The following is a 19537-nucleotide window of genomic DNA, read 5'->3' as shown; positions in this document are numbered from 1 at the left end:
CCCTGGCCGCCCGGCCCGCGCCCCGCCCCCCCCCCCCTCTGCGGGCCCGGCCCCCCTTGGTGCCGGACCCCCCCGCCCGCCCCGCCCCCCCGGGCGGGGGCCGCCTGCTGGCGGCCCGGGATGTGAGCGTCCGCTACCGGGGCCGGGCCCTGCCCGCCGTACGGGAGGTGGACCTGGATCTGCGCGCGGGCGAGACCTGTGCGCTGATGGGCCGCAACGGATCCGGCAAGTCGTCGCTGCTGTGGGCTCTCCAGGGGTCGGGCACCCGCACCGGCGGGACCGTACGGGTCATCCCGTGGGGCGGGAGCGGTACCGATGAGACCGACCCCGGAGCCGTGAAGGCGACCAGAGCGAGGCAGTTGGTCGGGCTCGTCCCTCAGACCCCCACCGACCTGCTCTACCTGGAGAGCGTCGGACAGGAACTCGGCAGGGCCGACGCCGAGTCGGCGCTCGCGGACGGACCGTCCGCCCGATCGATCCTGGACCGCCTCGCCCCCGGCATCGACGACCCCACCCACCCCCGCGATCTCTCCGAAGGCCAGAAGCTGTCCCTGGTACTCGCCATCCAGCTCTCGGCCGCTCCCGGCATCGTCCTGCTGGACGAGCCGACCCGAGGCCTCGACTACCGGGCCAAGGCCCAACTCACCGGAATCCTGGACGGTTTGGCGGCCGAGGGACGGGCCGTGGTCGTCTCCACCCACGACGTGGAGTTCGTGGCCCGGACGGCTGACCGGGTGGTGGTGATGGCCGAGGGAGAGATCGTCGCCGACGGTCCCGCCGCCGACGTGGTCGTCTCCTCACCGGTGTTCGCCCCACAGATCGCCAAGGTGCTCGCGCCTCTGCCCTATCTGACGGTGAATCAGGCGACGACGGCGCTCGCCGACGCGACCCCGGCGGGTGGCGCCGTATGACCGAGACCCCGACGTCCACGTCCGCCCCCTCCGAGCAGCCGCGTACCACCGCGATCCGCATCACCCCGCGCGCCGGAATCGTCATCGCGATGGCGGCGTTCCTCGGCGTGGTGGCGTTCTTCTGGCCGTTCTTCGTCTCCCCGGGCACCTTCGGCTCCCGGTACGCGCCGCTCGCGATCTTCGGCGTACTCCTGGTCCTCATCCTCTGCGTGGTCATCTCCGAGATCGCCGAAGGCGGCATCAACTCCAAGGCCCTCGCCATGCTCGGGGTGCTCTCCGCCGTCAACGCGGCGATCCGGCCGCTCGGCGCGGGCACCGCCGGGATCGAGACAGTCTTCTTCATCCTGGTCCTGGCCGGCCGGGTGTACGGCCCCGGCTTCGGCTTCACCCTCGGCTGTACGTCCCTGTTCGCGTCCGCCCTCATCACGGGCGGCGTGGGGCCCTGGATGCCGTACCAGATGTTCGGCTGCGCGTTCGTCGGCATGCTCGCGGGTCTGCTGCCCCGGGCCACCGGCCGACGGGAAGTCGCGCTCCTCGCCGTGTACGGAAGCTTCTCCGGCTTCCTCTTCGGCTTCCTGCTCAATCTCTCCTTCTGGCCGTTCTCCCTCGACCCCAACAGCTCGATCGCCTATCTGCCGGGCCTGCCCTTCACCGAGCAGTGGCAGCGCTACATCGCCTTCGACCTGGCCACCTCACTGGGCTGGGACACCGGCCGGGCGGTCACCACCCTGATCTGCGTCCTTCTCGCGGGCCCGGCGGTCCTGACGGTCCTGCGCCGGGCCGCGCGCAAGGCCCGCTTCCGGGCGCCCGTCACCTTCGCGCCGCGACCGACGAAGGGGCCCCGGGCCGGCTGAACGACAGCCGGCCCGGGGCCCCGGGACCGAACCGCTCAGCCGTGCCAGGAGCGCCACAGCGCCGCGTACGCGCCGTCGGCCGCCACCAGTTCGTCGTGGCTGCCCAGTTCGCTGATCCGGCCCTCCTCGACCACCGCGATCACATCCGCGTCGTGCGCGGTGTGCAGACGGTGGGCGATCGCCACGACCGTACGGCCCTGGAGCACCTTCGCCAGCGACCGCTCCAGATGCCGGGCCGCGCGCGGGTCCAGCAGCGACGTCGCCTCGTCCAGGACCAGCGTGTGCGGGTCCGCCAGCACCAGCCTCGCCAGCGCGATCTGCTGCGCCTGCGCCGGTGTGAGCGTCGTGCCGCCCGAGCCGACCTCGGTGTCGAGCCCGTCGTCGAGCGCGCGGGCCCAGCCGTCCGCGTCGACCGCGCCGAGCGCCGCCCACAGTTCGGCGTCCTCCGCCTCCGCGCGGGCGAGCCGCAGATTGTCGCGCATCGAGCCCACGAAGACGTGGTGCTCCTGGTTGACCAGCGCGACATGGCCGCGCACCCGCTCCGCGGGCATCCGTGACAACTCCGCCTTGCCGAGGGTGATCCGGCCCGTCCGCGGCCCGTAGATCCCCGCGAGCAGCCGCCCCAGCGTGGACTTGCCCGCGCCGGAGGGGCCCACCAGGGCGACGCGGGTGCCCGGCGCGACGTCCAGGGTCACCTCGTGGAGCACGTCGACCCCTTCGCGGTAACCGAAGTTGACATGGTCGGCGCTGACGTCGCGGCCGTCCGGCACGACCGTCTCGTCACCGTCGTCCGGCTCGATCTCGCGTACGCCCACGAGCCTGGCGATGGACACCTGGGCCACCTGGAGCTCGTCGTACCAGCGCAGGATGAGACCGACCGGGTCGACCAGCATCTGCGCGAACAGCGCGCCGGTCGTCAGCTGGCCGACCGTGATCCAGCCCTGGAGCACGAAGACACCGCCGCCCACCAGCGTCGCCGCGAAGATCGTGACGTGGGTGAGGTTGATGACGGGGAAGAGCACCGAGCGCAGATAGAGCGTGTAGTTCTCCCACGCCGTCCACTCCTTGATCCGGCGGTCGGACAGCGCCACCCGGCGCCGGCCGAGGCGGTGCGCCTCGACCGTCCGCCCGGCGTCGATCGTCTCGGCGAGCACCGCGGCGACCGCCGCGTACCCGGCCGCCTCGGAGCGGTAGGCCGACGGCGCCCGCCTGAAGTACCAGCGGCAGCCCACGACCAGCGCCGGCAGCGCCACCACCACCGCGAGCGCCAGCGGCGGCGCGGTGACGCCCAGCGCGCCGATCAGCAGCGCGGCCCACACGACGCCGATCGTGAGCTGCGGTACTGCTTCCCGCATCGCGTTGGCGAGGCGGTCGATGTCGGTGGTGATACGGGACAGCAGATCGCCGGTGCCGGCCCGCTCCAGGACGCCGGGCGGCAGCCGCACCGACCGTACGAGGAAGTCCTCGCGCAGATCGGCCAGCATCTCCTCACCGAGGATCGCGGCGCGCAGCCGCATCATCCGGGTGAAGACCGTCTGGATGATCAGCGCGCCCGCGAAGACGGCGGCGGTGCGCTCCAGATGGAGCTCCCCCGCCCCCTTGGCGCCCTCGGACAGGTCCTCCACGACGCCGCCGAGCAGATACGGCCCGACCATCGACGCGATCACCGCGACCGCGTTGACGGCGACGAGCACGACGAACGCCTTGCGGTGCCGGCGCAGCAGCTCCGCGACGTAGCTCCGCACGGTCGTCGGGCGGGCGACGGGCAGTGTCGTGGCCGACTCCGGCGCGGCCGGGTCGTACTCCGGTGGTGCCAGGCCGATCATGCGGTTTCCTCGATCCCTGCCAGTGGTTCGGATGTCGTCAGCGGTGTCGGCACCTGCGGCTCCTCGTCCGGGCGGGTGCCGTCCGGACCCTTGTCCGTCACGGCGCCGGCTTCCGCCTCCGCCTCCGCCTCCTCGTCCGTCCGGCGCGTGACCACGCTCAGATAGCGCGGGTCGTCCCGCAGCAGCTCCCGGTGCGTGCCCACCGCGGCGACCTTCCCGTCGTGGACGAAGACCACGGTGTCCGCCCGGTCGAGCAGCAGCGGCGACGACGCGAACACGACCGTCGTACGGCCGCTCCGCAGACGCCGTACGCCCTCCGCGATCCGGGCCTCCGTGTGCGAGTCGACGGCCGACGTGGGCTCGTCCAGGACCAGCACCTCCGGGTCGGCGACCAGCGAACGCGCGAGCGCGAGCCGCTGGCGCTGTCCGCCGGAGAGCGACCGTCCGCGCTCGGTGATGCGCGAGCGCAGCGGGTCGCCGCTGCCGTCGACCGACGCCTGGACGAGTGCGGCGAGCACGTCGTCGCACTGCGCGGCGTCCAGCGCGTCCAGGGGCTTCACCTCGCCGGACGCGGGGACCTCCAGCAGCTCGGTGAGCGTCCCCGACAGCAGCACCGGATCCTTGTCCTGTACGAGGACGGAGGCGCGCGCCGCGTCCAGCGGAAGATCGTCCAGCGCCACCGGACCGAGCAGCACGGACGCGCTCTTCTCCTCCTCGGCGGCGTGTCCGCCCAGCCGTTCGGCCAGCCGCCCCGCCGCGTCCGGGTCCCCGCACACGACGGCGGTCAGCCGCCCGGCCGGGGCGAGCAGCCCGGTGGCCGGGTCGAAGAGATCGCCGGTGGGGCGGGCGTCGTCGAGACCGCCGCGCTCGTCCTCGTACGAGGTCCGCTCCAGCCGCAGCACGCGGGCCGCGCGCGTCGCCGACGGACGCGAGAAGGAGTAGGCCATGGCGATTTCCTCGAAGTGCCGCAGGGGGAAGAGCAGCAGCGTGACCGCGCTGTACACGGTGACCAGTTCGCCGACCGAGATCCGGCCCTCGCCCGCAAGGACCGCGCCGTACCAGACCACCGTGATCAGCAGGACTCCCGGCAGGAAGACCTGGATCGAGGAGATCAGCGCCCACATACGGGCGCTGCGCACGGCCGCCGCGCGGACCTCCTGGGAGGCTTCGCGGTAACGCGTGAGGAACAGGTCCTCGCCGCCGATGCCCCGCAGCACCCGCAGTCCCGCCACGGTGTCGGCGGCCAGCTCGGTGGCCCGGCCCGCCTTCTCGCGCTGGACGTCGGCGCGCTGGGTGGCACGGGGGAGCAGCGGCAGCACGGCCAGGGCGAGCACCGGCACCCCGATGGCCACGACCGCGCCGATCGAGGGCAGATACAGCACGAGGCCGACGCAGACCACGACGACGGCGATGGCGGCGGCCAGGAAGCGCGACAGCGCCTCGACGAACCAGCCGATCTTCTCGACGTCGCCCGTCGAGACGGCCACCACCTCGCCCGCCGCGACCCGGCGGGTCAGCGCCGATCCCAGCTCGGCGGTCTTACGGGCGAGCAACTGCTGTACGCGGGAGGCCGCGGTGATCCAGTTGGTGACCGCCGTCCGGTGCAGCATCGTGTCGCCGAGGGTGATCGCGCAGCCGAAGAGGGCGATGACGGCACCGGCCAGCGCGAGCCGCGGGCCGGAGCGGTCCACGACGGCTTGTACGGCGAGGCCGGCTCCCAGCGGCAGCCCGGCGACGCCCAGTTGGTGCAGCAGTCCCCAGGAGAGCGATTTGAGCTGGCCACGCAGTTGTCTGCGCCCGAGCCAGTACAGGAAGCGCGGTCCTGACCGGGCGTCGGGTCTCCCCGGATCGGGGTACGGAAGATCGCGAATCTGCATGACGTCCCAGTGAGTCGTGGAGTGGCCCAAAGCGTCCAAGGTTGTCCTTCGGGCACGGTCCGGGGCAATCGATTATTCGTATCTCGGCCACATGGGAGCGACATGCGACGAGGCCCGGCCGACGCGCTCGCGCCGACCGGGCCCGCTCAGTGTCCGCCGTGTCCATGACTTCTTCCACGACTTCCGGAACTTCCGCCTCGACTGGTTTCAGCTGCCCGGCAGCCCGCGTGGCCCCCGCCTGCCTGCGCGCTTACGTGTCTTCCGGGATCGGGACGGCCGGGGCCCGGTGTTCCTACGACGTCCGGGACGACTCCTCCGACGGCTTCTCGGAGTCCGTACCGGGGCGGGACTTCCTCCACTCGCCGCGGGTGAAGTCCGGAATCCGCTGCGGTCGGCCGTTCGCCCGGACGGACGCGTGGCTGAGGGGTACGGGCGCAGTCCACGTCGCCGCGTCGTAGACGTCGAAGTCGGGCACCAGGCCCAGCCGGACGCACTGCATCAGGCGGAAGACCATGATGTAGTCCATCCCGCCGTGTCCGCCGGGCGGATTCGCGTGCTCCTTCCACAGCCAGTGGTCCCAGTCGGCGTACGCGCCGAAGTCGCCCCACTCGTCGTCGGTGTGGTCCGGCTCGATGTAGATGCGCTCGGGGTAGTCCTCGAAGACGCCCCTGGTCCCGCCGAGGCTGTTGATACGGCTGTACGGGTGCGGTGTCGAGACGTCGTGCTCCAGCCTGATGACCCGGCCCCTCGCCGTCCGGACCAGACTGATCGTCCGGTCGCTGTTGACGTACGTCTCCTTCCAACTGGGGTCGCCCGGCTCCATGTTCTCCTCGCGGTACTGGGCGAGGCCGAGCGCGGGCGTGCCGAGGCTGGTGATGCTGACGGCGCGGTCACCGCGGTTGATGTCCATGTAGTTGGCGACGGGGCCGAAACCGTGGTTCGGGTAGAGGTCGCCGCGCAGCCGGGTGTGCCAGAGACGGCGCCAGGGGCCCTCGTAGTAGTCCGGGTCGAACATCAGGCCGCGCAGATCGTGGTTGTACGCGCCCGCCCCGTGCAGTAGATCGCCGAAGAGGCCCGCGTGCGCCATCCGGAGGACGCGCATCTCGTTCCTGCCGTACACGCAGTTCTCCAGCTGCATGCAGTGGCGCCGGGTGCGCTCGGAGAGGTCGACCAGCTTCCACAGCTCGTCGAGCCGCATCGCGATCGGACACTCCACACCGACGTGCTTGCCGCCGAGCATGGCCGTTCTCGCCATCTCGAAGTGGAGGTCCCACGGGGTGGCCACATAGACGAAGTCGACGTCGCCGCGCGCGCAGAGCTGCTCGTAGTCGTGCTCGTCCTTCGTGTAGACGGCGGGGGCCGGCTGCCCGGCTCTGACGACCTTGGCGGCGGCGCTGAGGGCCTTGTCCCGCACCGTGTCGCAGAGGGCGACGACCTGGACGCCGGGCACCGCGAGGAACAGGTCGATCATGCTGCCGCCGCGGTTGCCGAGGCCGATGATGCCGACGCGGACGGTCGAGCGGCCCTCGAAGGGCACGCCGGCCATGGTGCGGCCCTGGCGCTCGGGGACGGCGGATTCGGCGCTGTCGTCGGGTGCCCCCGCGGTCGCTCCGGCTCCGGCCGCCTGCGCGGGCCCCGCGGCCGAGGCGGCGCCGGCGCCGAGGGCGGTGAGCCCGAGTCCGGCGCCGGCGACGCCCGCCGTCGTCCGGAGAGCGGAACGGCGGCTCATCGAGCCGCCGTTGTCCGTGTTCCCGTCGTGCTCCCCGTTCCTGTCGTGCCCCCCGTTCCTGTCGTACTCCCCGTTCCCGTCGTTCTCGCCGTCCCGGCCGGGGTTCTGCGGTGCTGCGTCGTTCATGAAGCCTCCAAAGGAGCTGACGTGCGCGGCGGAATGAACCTCGGGAGGGACCTTGGTAGTTGGGGCCGGTGGTGCGCAAGGGGTCTCGTCCGGACTCTTCGATCGAACCCTCGGACTCCTCGGTGCTCAGCAGCGCCGGTCCGTCACGCCGTCGGCCGGCCCGCCCACCAGCGCGGACAGCAGCACGCCGAGCGTGTCGCGCTGCTCCGCCGACAGCGGGGCGAGGATGTCCTCGGCGGCCGACCTGCGCGCGTCCCGAAGCGCCCGCAGCACCCCGCGACCGGTGTCGGTCAGCTCGATCCGGATCACCCGGCGGTTGGTCGGGTCCGGGGCGCGCCGGACACAGCCGCTCGACTCCAGGCCGTCGACCAGGCTCGTCACGGCGCGGGGCACCACTTCCAGGCGCTCGGCGAGGTCCGTCATCCGGGGCGGACTGTCGTAGAAGGCGACCGTACGCAGCAGCCGGGACTGCGCGGGGGTGATCCCGATCGGCTGGAGATGCCGCTTCTGGACGCGGTGGAGCCTGCGGGTCAGCCTCAGGAGCTGTTCGGCGAGCAGGCCGTCGGCATCGGGGGAGCTCATGGCGGAATAGTAACAGGACCAATTACATTGTGAAGGTAGGTAACAGTGAGCTAGGCTTCTCCAAAACCTTCCTGTAGTACCAGAAACTCGCGAAACTCCTGAAACTCTCAAAACCTTCGAAGGAGCCCATGAAGTCCGAATTGTCGACCTGGAAGCCCTCGGTCGTTCCCCCGTCCACTGCCACCCCGGAAGCGCCCCAGCCCGAGCCCCCCGCCCAGCTGCGCCGTATCTTCCGGCTCTTCCGTCCCTACCGCGGCAGACTCGCCGTCGTCGGTCTGCTCGTCGGGGCGTCGTCCCTGGTGGCCGTCGCCTCGCCCTTCATGCTGCGCGAGATCCTCGACACCGCGATCCCGCAGGGCCGCACCGGGCTGCTGAGCCTGCTGGCCGTCGGCATGATCCTCACCGCCGTCCTGAGCGGTGTCTTCGGGGTGATCCAGACCCTCATCTCGACCACGGTCGGCCAGCGCGTCATGCACGATCTGCGCACGGCCGTCTACGCGCAGTTGCAGCGCATGCCGCTCGCGTTCTTCACCCGCACCCGCACCGGTGAGGTCCAGTCCCGGATCGCCAACGACATCGGAGGCATGCAGGCGACGGTCACCTCGACCGCCACCTCGCTGGTCTCCAACCTCACCGCAGTCATCGCCACCGTCGTCGCGATGCTGGCCCTGGACTGGCGGCTGACCGTCGTCTCGCTGCTCCTGCTGCCGGTGTTCGTGTGGATCAGCCGTCTCGTCGGCCGGGAGCGCAAGAAGATCACTCTGCAACGGCAGAAGCAGATGGCGACGATGGCCGCCACGGTCACCGAGTCGCTGTCCGTGAGCGGCATCCTCCTCGGCCGCACGATGGGGCGCGCCGACTCGCTCACCAAGTCCTTCGCCGACGAGTCCGAACAGCTCGTCGACCTCGAAGTGCGGTCGAACATGGCGGGGCGGTGGCGGATGTCCGTCATCGGCATCGTCATGGCCGCCATGCCCGCCGTCATCTACTGGGCGGCCGGCTTCGTCCTCCACTCGGGCGGCACCGGCGTCTCGATCGGCACGCTCGTCGCCTTCGTCTCCCTCCAGCAGGGCCTCTTCCGCCCGGCCGTGAGCCTGCTCGCCACCGGCGTGCAGATGCAGACGTCGCTCGCGCTCTTCCAGCGCATCTTCGAATATCTCGACCTCCCGGTCGACATCACCGAACCGGAGACGCCGGTCGCGCTCGACAAGGTCCGGGGCGAAGTGCGCTTCGACGGCGTCGACTTCAGTTACGACGAGAAGGGCGGCCGGACCCTCCACGGTGTGGACCTGACCGTCCCCGCCGGCGGCAGCCTCGCCGTCGTCGGGCCCACCGGATCGGGCAAGTCGACCCTCAGCTATCTCGTCCCACGGCTGTACGACGTGACGGGCGGCCGGGTCCTGCTCGACGGGGTCGACGTACGTGACCTGAGCTTCGCCACTCTGGCCCGCGCGGTGGGCGTGGTGTCGCAGGAGACGTATCTCTTCCACGCCTCCGTCGCCGACAACCTACGCTTCGCGAAGCCCGAGGCGACGGACGAGGAGATCGAGACGGCGGCCAGGGCCGCGCAGATCCACGACCACATCGTCTCCCTGCCCGACGGGTACGACACGCTGGTGGGCGAGCGCGGATACCGGTTCTCCGGCGGTGAGAAGCAGCGCCTGGCGATCGCCCGCACCATCCTGCGCGATCCGCCGGTCCTGGTGCTCGACGAGGCGACGAGCGCGCTCGACACCCGTACGGAACACGCGGTCCAGCAGGCCATCGACGCGCTCTCCGAAGGCCGTACGACCATCACCATCGCGCACCGGCTCTCCACGGTGCGGGACGCCGACCAGATCGTCGTCCTCGACGCGGGGCGCATAGCCGAACGGGGCACGCACGAGGAGCTGATCGACCACGACGGCCGGTACGCGGCACTCGTCCGCAGGGACGGCGCCGGGCCGGCGAGCGAGGAGGCCCCGGCACAGGTGCGGCCCGAGGACGCGCCCGAGGGCGCGCGCGTCAGCGCGGCCTGACGCTCCCGTCGCGGCGCCCGGGGAGCATCCGCTCCCCATGAGTGCGTTCGTCCACCGGAGTTGCCGGGCGCCCCCCTGTGCGGGATGCCGGAATCGACGCTTTGTCCGGGTTAGCGTGCCCGCATGACGAACGAGCCCCCACGCACGGCACACGGGCGCGGGACCCGACTGACGCGCCGAGGCCGACTGGTCCTGATCGTGACGGCGGTCGCGGCCGTCGCGGTGGCCGCGCTCGTCCCGCTCCTGCTGACCGGTGAACAACCCGCCAAGGTCAAGAAGACGGTGCCGCTGCTCGTCCCGGAGGGGCGACGGGCCACCCAGGTGTACTCCTCCGTCGACAAGGTCCTCGCCATCCCCTCCGGTACGACCGCCAAGGCGGCGGCCGGAGCGCGCCTGGACCTGCCCGGCGCGGCGCACCGCAACCCCGAGGGGTATCTCTTCCCCGCGACCTATCCGGTGGAGGCCGGCACGACCCCGGCCGCGCTGCTCGGCTACATGGTCGACACGGCGCACAAGCGCTTCGGCGCCGACGGGATCGCCCAGGGCGCGCGGCGCAACGGGATGACGGCCTACCAGACCGTCACGATCGCCAGCATCGTCCAGGCCGAGGCCGACACCCCCGCCGACATGGGCCGGGTGGCACGCGTCGTCCACAACCGACTCGGCAAGGACATGCCCCTCCAGATGGACTCCACCCTCAACTACGCCCTGAACCGCAGCACGCTCGACACCACGCACTCCGACACGAAGACCGACAGCCCCTACAACACCTACGAGTTGAAGGGTCTGCCGCCCACGCCGATCGGCAATCCGGGGGAGGAGGCGATGAAGGCGGCGATCAGCCCGACGCGGGGCGACTGGCTGTACTTCGTCACGGTGGCACCGGGGGACACCCGCTTCACCGCCGACTACGCGGAGCACCGGACCAACGTGGAGGAGTTCAACGCGAAGCGAAGCTCCACCACCGAGTAGAAACCCGCCCCTCGGGGAGCCCGCCGGGGAGCCGCCCCACTCCATCGGTCCGACGAACAGGACCGGCGGACCCGCTGACGGTCGAGCCCCCGGCCCTCAGACGAGGACGGGCTCCTGTTCCAGCAGCGTCCGGATGTCGCGTACGGCCGCGCGCCCCGCCCGATTGGCCCCGATCGTGGAGGCCGAAGGCCCGTAACCGACCAGATGGACCCGCTCGTCCCGTACCGCCCGCGTGTTCTCGACCTTGATACCGCCGCCCGGCTCGCGCAGTCCGAGCGGTGCCAGATGGTCGATCGCGGGGCGGAAGCCGGTGGCCCAGAGGATCACATCGGCGTCGACGCGCCGCCCGTCGTCCCAGGCCACACCGGACGGGGTGATCCGGTCGAACATCGGCAGCCGGTCGAGCACACCCCGCTCACGCGCCCGGACGATCGCCTCGTTCAACGGCAGCCCGGTCACCGAGACCACGCTCCCGGGAGGGAGCCCGGCCCGTACCCGCTCCTCCACCAGCGCGACGGCCGCCCGCCCCTGCTCCTCACCGAACGGCCCCTCCCGGAAGACCGGCGGCCTGCGGGTGACCCACGTCGTCCCGGCGGCCACGTCCGCGATCTCCATCAGATGCTGTGTCCCCGAGGCCCCGCCGCCGACGACGACCACCCGCAGTCCCGCGAACGCCCCGGGCCCCGGATAGCGCGCGGTGTGCAACTGGCGGCCCCGGAAGGTCTCCTGCCCCGGATAACGCGGCCAGAAGGGCCGGTCCCAGGTGCCCGTCGCATTGATCAGCGCCCGCGTCGACCAGTCGCCGTCGGACGTCTCGACCCGCAGCCGCCCGCCCTCGCCCTCACGGACGGCGGCGACGTCCACCGGTCGGCGGACGCGCAGGCCGAAGCGGTCCTCGTACGCGGTGAAGTACTCGCCGATCACCTCGGAAGACGGCCTGGTGCCATCGGCGCCGGTCAGCTCCATGCCGGGCAGCGCGTGCATCCCGTGGACCTTCCCGTACGTGAGCGAGGGCCACCGGAACTGCCAGGCGCCGCCCGGCCGGGGGGAGTGGTCGAGCGTCACGAAGTCCCGGTCCGGCACCAGCCCGGCGCGCCGCAGATGGTAGGCGCTCGACAGCCCGGCCTGCCCCGCGCCGACGACCACGACGTCCACGTCCCGTGTGCCCCGCGTCTCTTCCACCCCGAAATCGTTCACGTTTCCACCAACAGCCGGGGCCGGTCGGATCATCCCGCCCGCACGACCGCACGCGAACGCGCGCGGGAGGCGGCAGGATGGGTCCATGCCCGACGCCTTCACCACCAGGATCGTGACCATCACCACCGGCACCGAGGAGGCCGTGACGGATCTGACGCACCTGTGCGAGCAGTTCCTCCGGGAGACCGCGGCCGGCCGTGACGGACTCCTCCACGTCTTCGTCCCGCACGCGACGGCCGGCGTGGCCGTCATCGAGACGGGCGCCGGAAGCGACGACGACCTGCTCGCCGCGCTGCACACCCTGCTCCCGGCGGACAACCGCTGGCAGCACCGCCACGGCTCCCCGGGCCACGGCCGCGACCATGTCCTCCCCGCCCTGGTCCCCCCGCACGCGACGCTCCCGGTGATCGCCGGCCGACTGGAGCTCGGCACCTGGCAGTCCGTCTGCCTGGTCGACACGAACACGGACAACCCGGACCGGAAGGTGCGGCTGAGCTTCCTGGGGTGAACCCGCCGGGGCCTCGTCGTCGAGTCCCGCGTTCCGGTGTCCGCCCAGGTCCGTGCGGTGCCGCGTACCCTGGGCCCCGTGCCAGCCTCCCGCCTGCATCGCGTCGCCGTCCTCGTGCTGGAGGGTGCGAAACCGCTCGACGTCGGGATTCCCGCGCAGGTGTTCACGACCCGCGAGAGCATGCCGTACGAGGTACGGGTCTGCGGGGCCGCGCCCGGTCTGGTGACCGGTGGTGACGGGCTCTCGTACCACGTCGCCCACGGTCTCGACGACCTCGAGTGGGCCGACATCGTCTTCATCCCCGGCTACCGCTTCCCCGACCGCGACGATCCGCCGCAGGCCGTCGTGGACGCGCTGATCGCCGCCCACGAGAGGGGAGCGCGGCTCGCCGCCATCTCCACGGGCGCCTTCGCGCTCGCCGCCACGGGGCTGCTCGACGGCGGACGCGCCACGACCCACTGGCACTACACGCGGGCGCTCGCGGCCAAGCACCCGCTCGTCCGGGTCGACGAGAACGTGCTGTTCGTCGACGAGGGCAGCGTCCTGACGTCGGCCGGCGCCGCCTCCGGCATCGACCTCTGTCTGCACATCCTCCGCTCCGACCTCGGGGTGGCCGCGTCCAACCACGCGGCCCGCCGCCTGGTCGCGGCCCCCTACCGCAGCGGCGGGCAGGCGCAGTATGTGCCGCGCCGGGTGCCGGAGCCGCTCGGTGAACGGTTCGCCGCCACCCGGGAGTGGGCGCTGCGCCGGCTCGGTGAGCCCCTCACCCTCAAGGCGCTCGCCCGGCACGCGGCCGTGTCGCCGCGCACACTCTCCCGGCGCTTTGTCGAGGACACCGGGTACACACCGATGCAGTGGGTGATGCGTGCCCGGGTCGATGTGGCACGGGAGTTGCTCGAACGTTCGGAGCTGAGCATCGAGCAGATCGCCACCGACGTCGGGCTCGGCACCGGTGCGAATCTGCGGCTCCACTTCCAGAGCACGCTCGGCACCACACCGAGCGCGTACCGCCGGACCTTCACCCAGGGCGAGTAGCCCGGCGGTTGCCGCCATTGGCGTGATCCTTGCGAACCATGGCGTTCGCGCCGCTGCCGTGGGTCGACGCCGCGCGCGAACCTGGAGACGAACCGAAGGGGAAATCTCTCATGACTCGTATCGCCATCAACGGATTCGGCCGTATCGGACGCAACGCGCTGCGCGCGCTGATCGAACGCGGCAGCGACCTCGAGGTCGTCGCCGTCAACGACCTCGCGGAGCCCGCCGCCCTCGCACGGCTGCTCGCCTTCGACTCGACGGCCGGCCGGCTCGGCCGCCCCGTGACCGTCGACGGGGACCACCTCGTTGTGGACGGCCGTCGTATCAGAGTGTTCGCCGAGCGCGAACCGGCCGGGCTTCCCTGGGCCGAACTGGAGGTCGACATCGTGCTGGAGTCGACCGGCCGCTTCACATCCGCCGACGCCGCCCGTGCGCACCTCGACGCGGGAGCGAAGAAGGTGCTGGTCAGCGCGCCGTCGGCGGGCGCCGACGCCACGCTCGCCTTCGGCGTCAACACCGAGGTGTACGACCCCGCCAGCCACACGATCGTCTCCAGCGCCTCGTGCACGACCAACGCGCTCGGACCGCTGGCCAAGGTGCTCGACGACCTGGCCGGCATCGAGCACGGCTTCATGACGACGGTGCACGCCTACACCCAGGAGCAGAACCTCCAGGACGGTCCGCACCGCGACGCCCGCCGTGCCCGGGCCGCCGCCGTCAACATCGTGCCGACCACGACCGGCGCCGCCAAGGCGATCGGTCTGGTGCTGCCGCAGCTCGACGGGAAGCTGTCGGGCGACTCGATCCGCGTGCCGGTGCCGGTGGGCTCGATCGTCGAGCTCAACACGACCGTCTCCCGCGACGTGTCGCGTGACGAGGTGCTCGCGGCGTACCGCGCCGCCGCCGAAGGGCCGATGGCCGGCATCCTCGAATACTCCGAGGACGCTCTCGTCTCGTCCGACATCACGGGCAATCCGGCATCGGGGATCTTCGACTCCTCCCTCACCCGGGTCGACGGCCGGCACATCAAGGTGGTCGCCTGGTACGACAACGAGTGGGGCTTCTCGAACCGGCTGATCGACACGCTCGAACTGCTCTCCTGACGCGCTGGCCGCCCCATACGGCTGCGGCGCACTACGCGCGGTCGAGGGCGGCCGGTGATCCCATGTCTCGCGTCCGGGTGGCCGGGGCCTGCGCCGTCGCGCCCGGCCGGGGCATACTCGGTCCTCTGCCGGCACACCTGTGCCGACAGCTGCGCGGAGGTGAGTGATGGCGTCGTCGGGGACCGAATCCCGCAGGGTGACGATCCACGATGTCGCCCGGTCCGCCGGGGTGTCCCGGCAGACCGTGTCACGGGCACTGAACGACAAGGGCGAGATCCACGGCACCACCAAGCAGCGGGTGCTCGACGCCGCCCTCGCCCTCGGCTACCGCCCGAGCCGGTTCGCCAGGGGCCTGGTCAGACAGGACACCATCAGCGTCGGGCTGGTCATTCCCGATCTGCTCAACCCGTTCTTCACCGAGGTCGCGGCGGCGGCGCTGGAAGCGGCGCGGGCCCGTGGCTGGCACGTCCTCGTGTACGACACCGCCGACAGCGCCGAGGAGGAACGCGGCACCCTCCAGGTGATCGCCTCGCAGGTGGACGCCGTCGTCGGGTACTTCAGCCGGCCCGAGGACGAGATCGAGAAGCTGACGCGCGGGGTCCCGGTGGTGCTCATCGACCGTGAGCGGCGCACCGACCGGTTCAGCGCGATCCGGATCGACGGCGAGTCCGGCGTCCAGGCGGCGATCACCCACCTGGTGGCGAAGGGCCATCGGCGTATCGGCATGCTCGACCACGCGGGCCGGGCCGAACCGAGCGTCCGGCACGCCTGGTTCGCCGCCGCGACGGCGGCCTGCGGCCTGGACGCGGGGCCGGTGTGCCGCGCGGACCAGAGCGTGGAGGGCGGTGAGAGCGCACTGGAGACACTCCTCGCCGAACATCCCGACGTCACCGCCGTCTTCACCTTCAACGACATCATCGCCATCGGAGCCCTGCGCGCCGCGCGCCGCCTCGGCAGGAGCGTCCCCGGGGATCTCGCCGTGATCGGTTTCGACGGTCTGCGGCTCGGCACCCTCGTCGAGCCGCCGCTCTCGACCGTGGCGCTGGACACGCGGGGGCTCGGGGCGCTCGCCGTCGAGCAGGCCGCCCGGCTGCTGACCGGCAGCGACCCGCTCGCCCCCGACGAACTGGTCGTACGCGCGGAGTTGCGGCTGCGCGAGTCCGGGTGAGCGGGTCCGGATGACCACGACGTACGCGGCGGTGCCCTCACCCCGTTCGCGCAAGCCCGTGCGGCGGCTCGTACGCCGACCCGTACGCCGGCCCCTTCCGTAGCGATCCGGCCCCCGGCTCCGCCCCAACTCCGGCCCCGGCCAAGGCTTCTGCCGTGGACCGGCGGCCCCCGGGACCACCGGCGCGGGCCGCTCTCCGCAGGTCGCGGACGTGCGGCCCCTTGACACACCGGCGTGGTCCGCCAGAGACTTCCCGGCAATTCGTGAACGTTCACGGGAGCGTTCACGGGCCTTGGAAGGGTCCTCAATGACGCTGACTCGACGAAGGCTCCTGGCAGGCGCGACCGCTCTCGGCGCCGCCGCGTTCGGAGCCGGCGGATGTTCAAGCCCGACGACCGCGAACCCCGGTCATCTCACCTTCTGGTACACGTACAACGGCTTCTCCGAGACCGTGCTCAAGGCCGCTCGGAAGCGCTTCGCGGACGACAGGTTCGTCCCGTCACAGGTGAGCGGCGACCTCACCCAGCGGCTGCTCGCCGCGCTCGCCGGTGGTGCCTATCTGCCCGACATCACCATGATCGGCGACAACATCTCGCGGTACTTCAGCGACAGCGACCGCTTCGTCGACATGAACGACTACGGGGCGCGGGAGCTGGCACAGGGCTATCTGGACTGGAAGTGGCAGGCGGGCGCCACGCCCGACGGCTTCCAGCTGGGCTTTCCCATCGACATCGGCCCCGCCGCCCTCTACTACCGGCACGACATCTTCGAGAAGGCCGGCCTGCCCAGCGAACCGGACGACGTCGCGGCGTCCGTACCCACCTGGGAGAAGTACTTCGCCTTCGGTGAGCGGATACGGAAGAAGCTGCCCGGCCGCTATCTGATCACCGACACCAAGACGGTCTTCACCTACTCGATGGCCCAGGAGGAGCGGAAGTACTTCACACCGGAGAACGGCTACCTCGACGACCAGGCCCACGTCAGGCTGGCCTGGGACCGCTCGGTCGAGGCGTTCCGGCGGCGGCTCACCGCGGGATTCGGCGGTTCGCAGACGGCCAGCGGCCAGTCCGTCGACCGGCACGCGGCCTGGAACACGGGCCAGGAGGTCAGCCTCGTCAACGCCTCCTGGATCACCGGCGAGATCAAGCAGTCGGCCCCCGGCACCGCCGGCAAGTGGCGGGTCTGCGCACCGCCCGGCGGCCCCGGCAACCAGGGCGGTTCCTTCCTCGCCATCACCGCGGCCTGTCCCGACCCGCAGGCGGCGTTCGACATCATCAGCTGGCTGCAGAACCCGGCCAACCAGGCGGTCAACTACGCCGACATCGGCCTCTTCCCGTCCAGCCCGGCAGCCGCCGCCGACCGGCGGATCACCGCCCCCGACGCGTTCTTCGGCGGCCAGTCGGCCGTGAAGGTCTTCGCGGACATCGCCGACCAGGTGCGCTACGCCTACTTCAGCCCCTGGGACATCACCATCAGCGACACCTACACCGACGAGCTCACCAATGTCGAACTCGGCGGCAAGGATCCGGAGCGCGCCTGGAAGGACGCCCGGAACCGGATCGAACGACTTCTGCGCCGACAGGGTGTGCTCTCATGACCGCGACGTCCGACCTCGACGCGCCGGCGATCGCCAGGCGGTCACCGGCGGAGGAATCCGCCGCGCGCCGCAGGCGGTGGCGTCATCTGCCGCAGTACGTCGCCGTCTCCCCGTTCTTCATACTCTTCGCCGTCTTCGGCCTCTATCCGGTCTTCTACTCGCTCTACCTCTCGCTCCAGCGCTGGGACGGCGTCGGCCCGATGAAGTTCGTCGGCCTGGAGAACTTCCGCTATCTGCTCACCGACAGCCTGTTCTGGGACTCGATAGCCAACACCCTGATCATCTGGGTGATGTCGACCGTCCCGATGACCGTGCTCGCCCTGCTCATCGCCCTCGGCCTGAACTCCTCGGTCCGCTTCAAGGGCGCGCTGCGCGTCGCGTACTTCATGCCCAACGTCACCTCGATCGTGGCCATGTCGCTGGTCTTCGGCTCGATCTTCAGCGGTGAGTTCGGCATCCTCAACTGGATACTCGATCTCTTCGGCTTCGGCCATGTCCCCTGGCTGACCGACCCCTGGGGAATCCGCTGCGCCATCGCCATCATGATCATCTGGCGCTGGACGGGCTACAACGCCATCATCTTCCTCGCCGGACTCCAGGCGCTGCCCACCGATGTCTACGAGGCGGCGCGCGTCGACGGCGCGAGCCCCGTACAGACGTTCTTCCGGATCACCCTGCCCCTGCTCCGGCCGGTGCTCCTGTTTTCCCTGGTGATGTCCGCGATCGGCGGCCTCCAGATCTTCACCGAGTCCCAGGTGCTCCTCGGCGACCGGGGCGGGCCCGGCGGGGCGGGACTGACGATGGTCCTCTACTTCTACGGAACCGCCTTCGCGGACAACGACTTCGGTTACGGCGCCGCCATCGCCTGGGGCATCTTCGTCGTCGTCGTGCTCTTCTCCATCCTCAACTGGCGGCTCGTGCAACGCCCCGAGCGCGGCCAGGTCACGATCAAGGAGGACCTGCGATGAGTACGCGCGGCCGAGTTCTCACCTACGCGGCGCTCCTCGTCGGCGCGGCGATCACCCTCTTCCCCTACTACTGGCTCGCCGTGATGGCGTCCAACACCACACCGGACATCTACTCCAGCCCTCCCAAGCTGGTCTTCGGCGACCAGCTGTTCCACAACATCGGCGAGGTCTTCTCGAAGATCGACTTCTTCGGGTCCCTGCTCAACACGCTGGTCGTCGCGATCGTGACCACCGTCGCCGTGCTGTTCTTCGACTCGCTCGCCGCCTTCACCTTCGCCAAGTACACCTTCCCCGGCAGCAAGATCCTCTTCGGAATCCTGCTGGCCACCTTCGTGGTGCCCACACAGCTCGCGGCCATCCCGCAGTTCTCCCTGATGGCCGACCTCGGCTGGGTGGGCAGTCTGAAGGCGCTCATCGTGCCCGCGGCCGCCAACGCCTTCGGCATCTTCTGGATGCGCCAGTACGCGGCCGGCGCCCTGCCGGACGAACTCCTCGACGCCGCGCGGATCGACGGATGCGGCTTCTTCCGCACCTATCTGTACGTCGGACTGCCGGTGCTGCGCCCGGCGCTCGCGTTCCTCGGCATCTTCACCTTCGTCAATGTCTGGAACGACTTCCTGTGGCCGCTGGTCGTCCTCATCGACTCCCGCCACATCACGCTCCAACTCGCGCTGGCACAGCTCAACGGCCTCTACGTCACCGACTACAGCGTGGTCATGGCGGGCACGCTGGTGGCCATCGTCCCGCTGATCATCATCTTCCTCTTCGGCGCCCGGCACTTCATCCGCAACATCGCCGCCGGCGCCCTCAAGGGCTGAAGGGAATCCATTGCCCTCCTCGTACGTCGAAGATCCGGCCCCCGGTCACGGCTCGTCGGCACCCCGGTCCGCCTTCCGCTCCGACGCGCCCGCGCTCAGTCTGGGGGGCAGCTGGCGGTTCCTGCTCTCACCGGCGGCCGGCGCGGCGCCGGACGGGATCGAACGGGACGACTACGACGACGGCGGCTGGACCGACCTCCAGGTGCCCGGCCACTGGCAGTTGGCCTGGCACGGCGCTCCCGCTTACA

The 19537-nt window shown here is 71.0% G+C and carries 17 protein-coding genes; 12 read left to right on the top strand and 5 right to left on the bottom strand.

Annotated features, from left to right (window positions below):
* Both ACFWU9_RS24520 and ACFWU9_RS24515 read left to right on the top strand, forming a co-directional pair.
* Nucleotides 1-911, top strand: a 911-nt coding sequence (locus ACFWU9_RS24520) for an ATP-binding cassette domain-containing protein (protein WP_384321853.1), incomplete at its 5' end; no start/stop codon positions are given.
* Nucleotides 908-1765: an ECF transporter S component gene (locus tag ACFWU9_RS24515; protein WP_384321851.1), complete on the top strand. Its 858-nt coding sequence runs from the start codon at nt 908-910 to the stop codon at nt 1763-1765. The genes ACFWU9_RS24520 and ACFWU9_RS24515, both read left to right, overlap by 4 nt.
* Nucleotides 1766-1800: 35 nt before the next feature.
* Here the strand turns inward: ACFWU9_RS24515 and ACFWU9_RS24510 are convergent, their stop codons facing one another.
* The 4 genes from ACFWU9_RS24510 to ACFWU9_RS24495 all read right to left on the bottom strand — a co-directional run bounded on the left by ACFWU9_RS24510 (nt 1801) and on the right by ACFWU9_RS24495 (nt 7905).
* A complete protein-coding gene (locus ACFWU9_RS24510; RefSeq protein WP_384321849.1) occupies nt 1801-3591 on the bottom strand; it encodes an ABC transporter ATP-binding protein in 1791 nt (596 codons plus the stop codon).
* A complete protein-coding gene (locus ACFWU9_RS24505) occupies nt 3588-5468 on the bottom strand; it encodes an ABC transporter transmembrane domain-containing protein (RefSeq protein ID WP_384321847.1) in 1881 nt (626 codons plus the stop codon). The genes ACFWU9_RS24510 and ACFWU9_RS24505 overlap by 4 nt, the downstream gene beginning before the upstream one ends.
* A gap of 292 nt (nt 5469-5760) precedes the next feature.
* Nucleotides 5761-7197 (bottom strand): Gfo/Idh/MocA family protein, encoded by a 1437-nt coding sequence (locus ACFWU9_RS24500; RefSeq protein ID WP_384321947.1) that lies wholly within the window; start codon nt 7195-7197, stop codon nt 5761-5763.
* Nucleotides 7198-7449: 252 nt separating this feature from the next.
* Nucleotides 7450-7905 (bottom strand): MarR family winged helix-turn-helix transcriptional regulator, encoded by a 456-nt coding sequence (locus ACFWU9_RS24495; protein WP_384321845.1) that lies wholly within the window; start codon nt 7903-7905, stop codon nt 7450-7452.
* Between the two features lie 128 nt (nt 7906-8033).
* Here ACFWU9_RS24495 and ACFWU9_RS24490 point away from each other — a divergent pair, with 128 nt between their 5' ends.
* On the top strand, nt 8034-9923 hold the full coding sequence (locus ACFWU9_RS24490) for an ABC transporter ATP-binding protein (protein ID WP_384321843.1): 1890 nt from the start codon (nt 8034-8036) through the stop codon (nt 9921-9923).
* A gap of 123 nt (nt 9924-10046) precedes the next feature.
* Complete coding sequence (mltG, locus tag ACFWU9_RS24485; RefSeq protein ID WP_384321841.1) at nt 10047-10895, top strand: endolytic transglycosylase MltG; 849 nt, start codon at nt 10047-10049, stop codon at nt 10893-10895.
* Nucleotides 10896-10991: 96 nt separating this feature from the next.
* On the opposite strand, the gene ACFWU9_RS24480 is transcribed toward mltG, so the two are convergent.
* Nucleotides 10992-12041: an NAD(P)-binding domain-containing protein gene (locus tag ACFWU9_RS24480; RefSeq protein ID WP_384321945.1), complete on the bottom strand. Its 1050-nt coding sequence runs from the start codon at nt 12039-12041 to the stop codon at nt 10992-10994.
* 136 nt (nt 12042-12177) lie between these two features.
* Between ACFWU9_RS24480 and ACFWU9_RS24475 the strand changes: the two genes are divergently transcribed.
* The 8 genes from ACFWU9_RS24475 to ACFWU9_RS24440 all read left to right on the top strand — a co-directional run.
* Complete coding sequence (locus ACFWU9_RS24475) at nt 12178-12600, top strand: YjbQ family protein (RefSeq protein ID WP_384321839.1); 423 nt, start codon at nt 12178-12180, stop codon at nt 12598-12600.
* A gap of 78 nt (nt 12601-12678) precedes the next feature.
* Complete coding sequence (locus ACFWU9_RS24470) at nt 12679-13635, top strand: GlxA family transcriptional regulator (protein ID WP_384321837.1); 957 nt, start codon at nt 12679-12681, stop codon at nt 13633-13635.
* Nucleotides 13636-13745: 110 nt separating this feature from the next.
* A complete protein-coding gene (gap, locus tag ACFWU9_RS24465) occupies nt 13746-14738 on the top strand; it encodes a type I glyceraldehyde-3-phosphate dehydrogenase (protein WP_384321835.1) in 993 nt (330 codons plus the stop codon).
* Between the two features lie 166 nt (nt 14739-14904).
* Complete coding sequence (locus ACFWU9_RS24460; RefSeq protein ID WP_384321833.1) at nt 14905-15906, top strand: LacI family DNA-binding transcriptional regulator; 1002 nt, start codon at nt 14905-14907, stop codon at nt 15904-15906.
* Between the two features lie 307 nt (nt 15907-16213).
* Entirely contained in the window at nt 16214-17503 is a 1290-nt protein-coding gene (locus ACFWU9_RS24455) for an extracellular solute-binding protein (RefSeq protein WP_384321831.1), read from the top strand.
* Entirely contained in the window at nt 17500-18471 is a 972-nt protein-coding gene (locus ACFWU9_RS24450; protein ID WP_384321829.1) for a carbohydrate ABC transporter permease, read from the top strand. Before ACFWU9_RS24455 ends, ACFWU9_RS24450 begins: the two co-directional genes overlap by 4 nt.
* The gene (locus ACFWU9_RS24445; RefSeq protein ID WP_384321827.1) at nt 18468-19289 is read left to right on the top strand and encodes a carbohydrate ABC transporter permease; all 822 of its coding nucleotides are present in this window, start codon (nt 18468-18470) and stop codon (nt 19287-19289) included. Before ACFWU9_RS24450 ends, ACFWU9_RS24445 begins: the two co-directional genes overlap by 4 nt.
* A gap of 10 nt (nt 19290-19299) precedes the next feature.
* On the top strand, nt 19300-19537 hold a 238-nt coding region (locus tag ACFWU9_RS24440; protein WP_384321825.1), incomplete at its 3' end, for a hypothetical protein.

This window comes from Streptomyces sp. NPDC058653 (assembly GCF_042716895.1).
GTDB lineage: Bacteria > Actinomycetota > Actinomycetes > Streptomycetales > Streptomycetaceae > Streptomyces.
The sequence above is the reverse complement of the archived record's forward strand: the minus strand, read 5'-3'. Positions and strand labels throughout refer to the sequence as shown.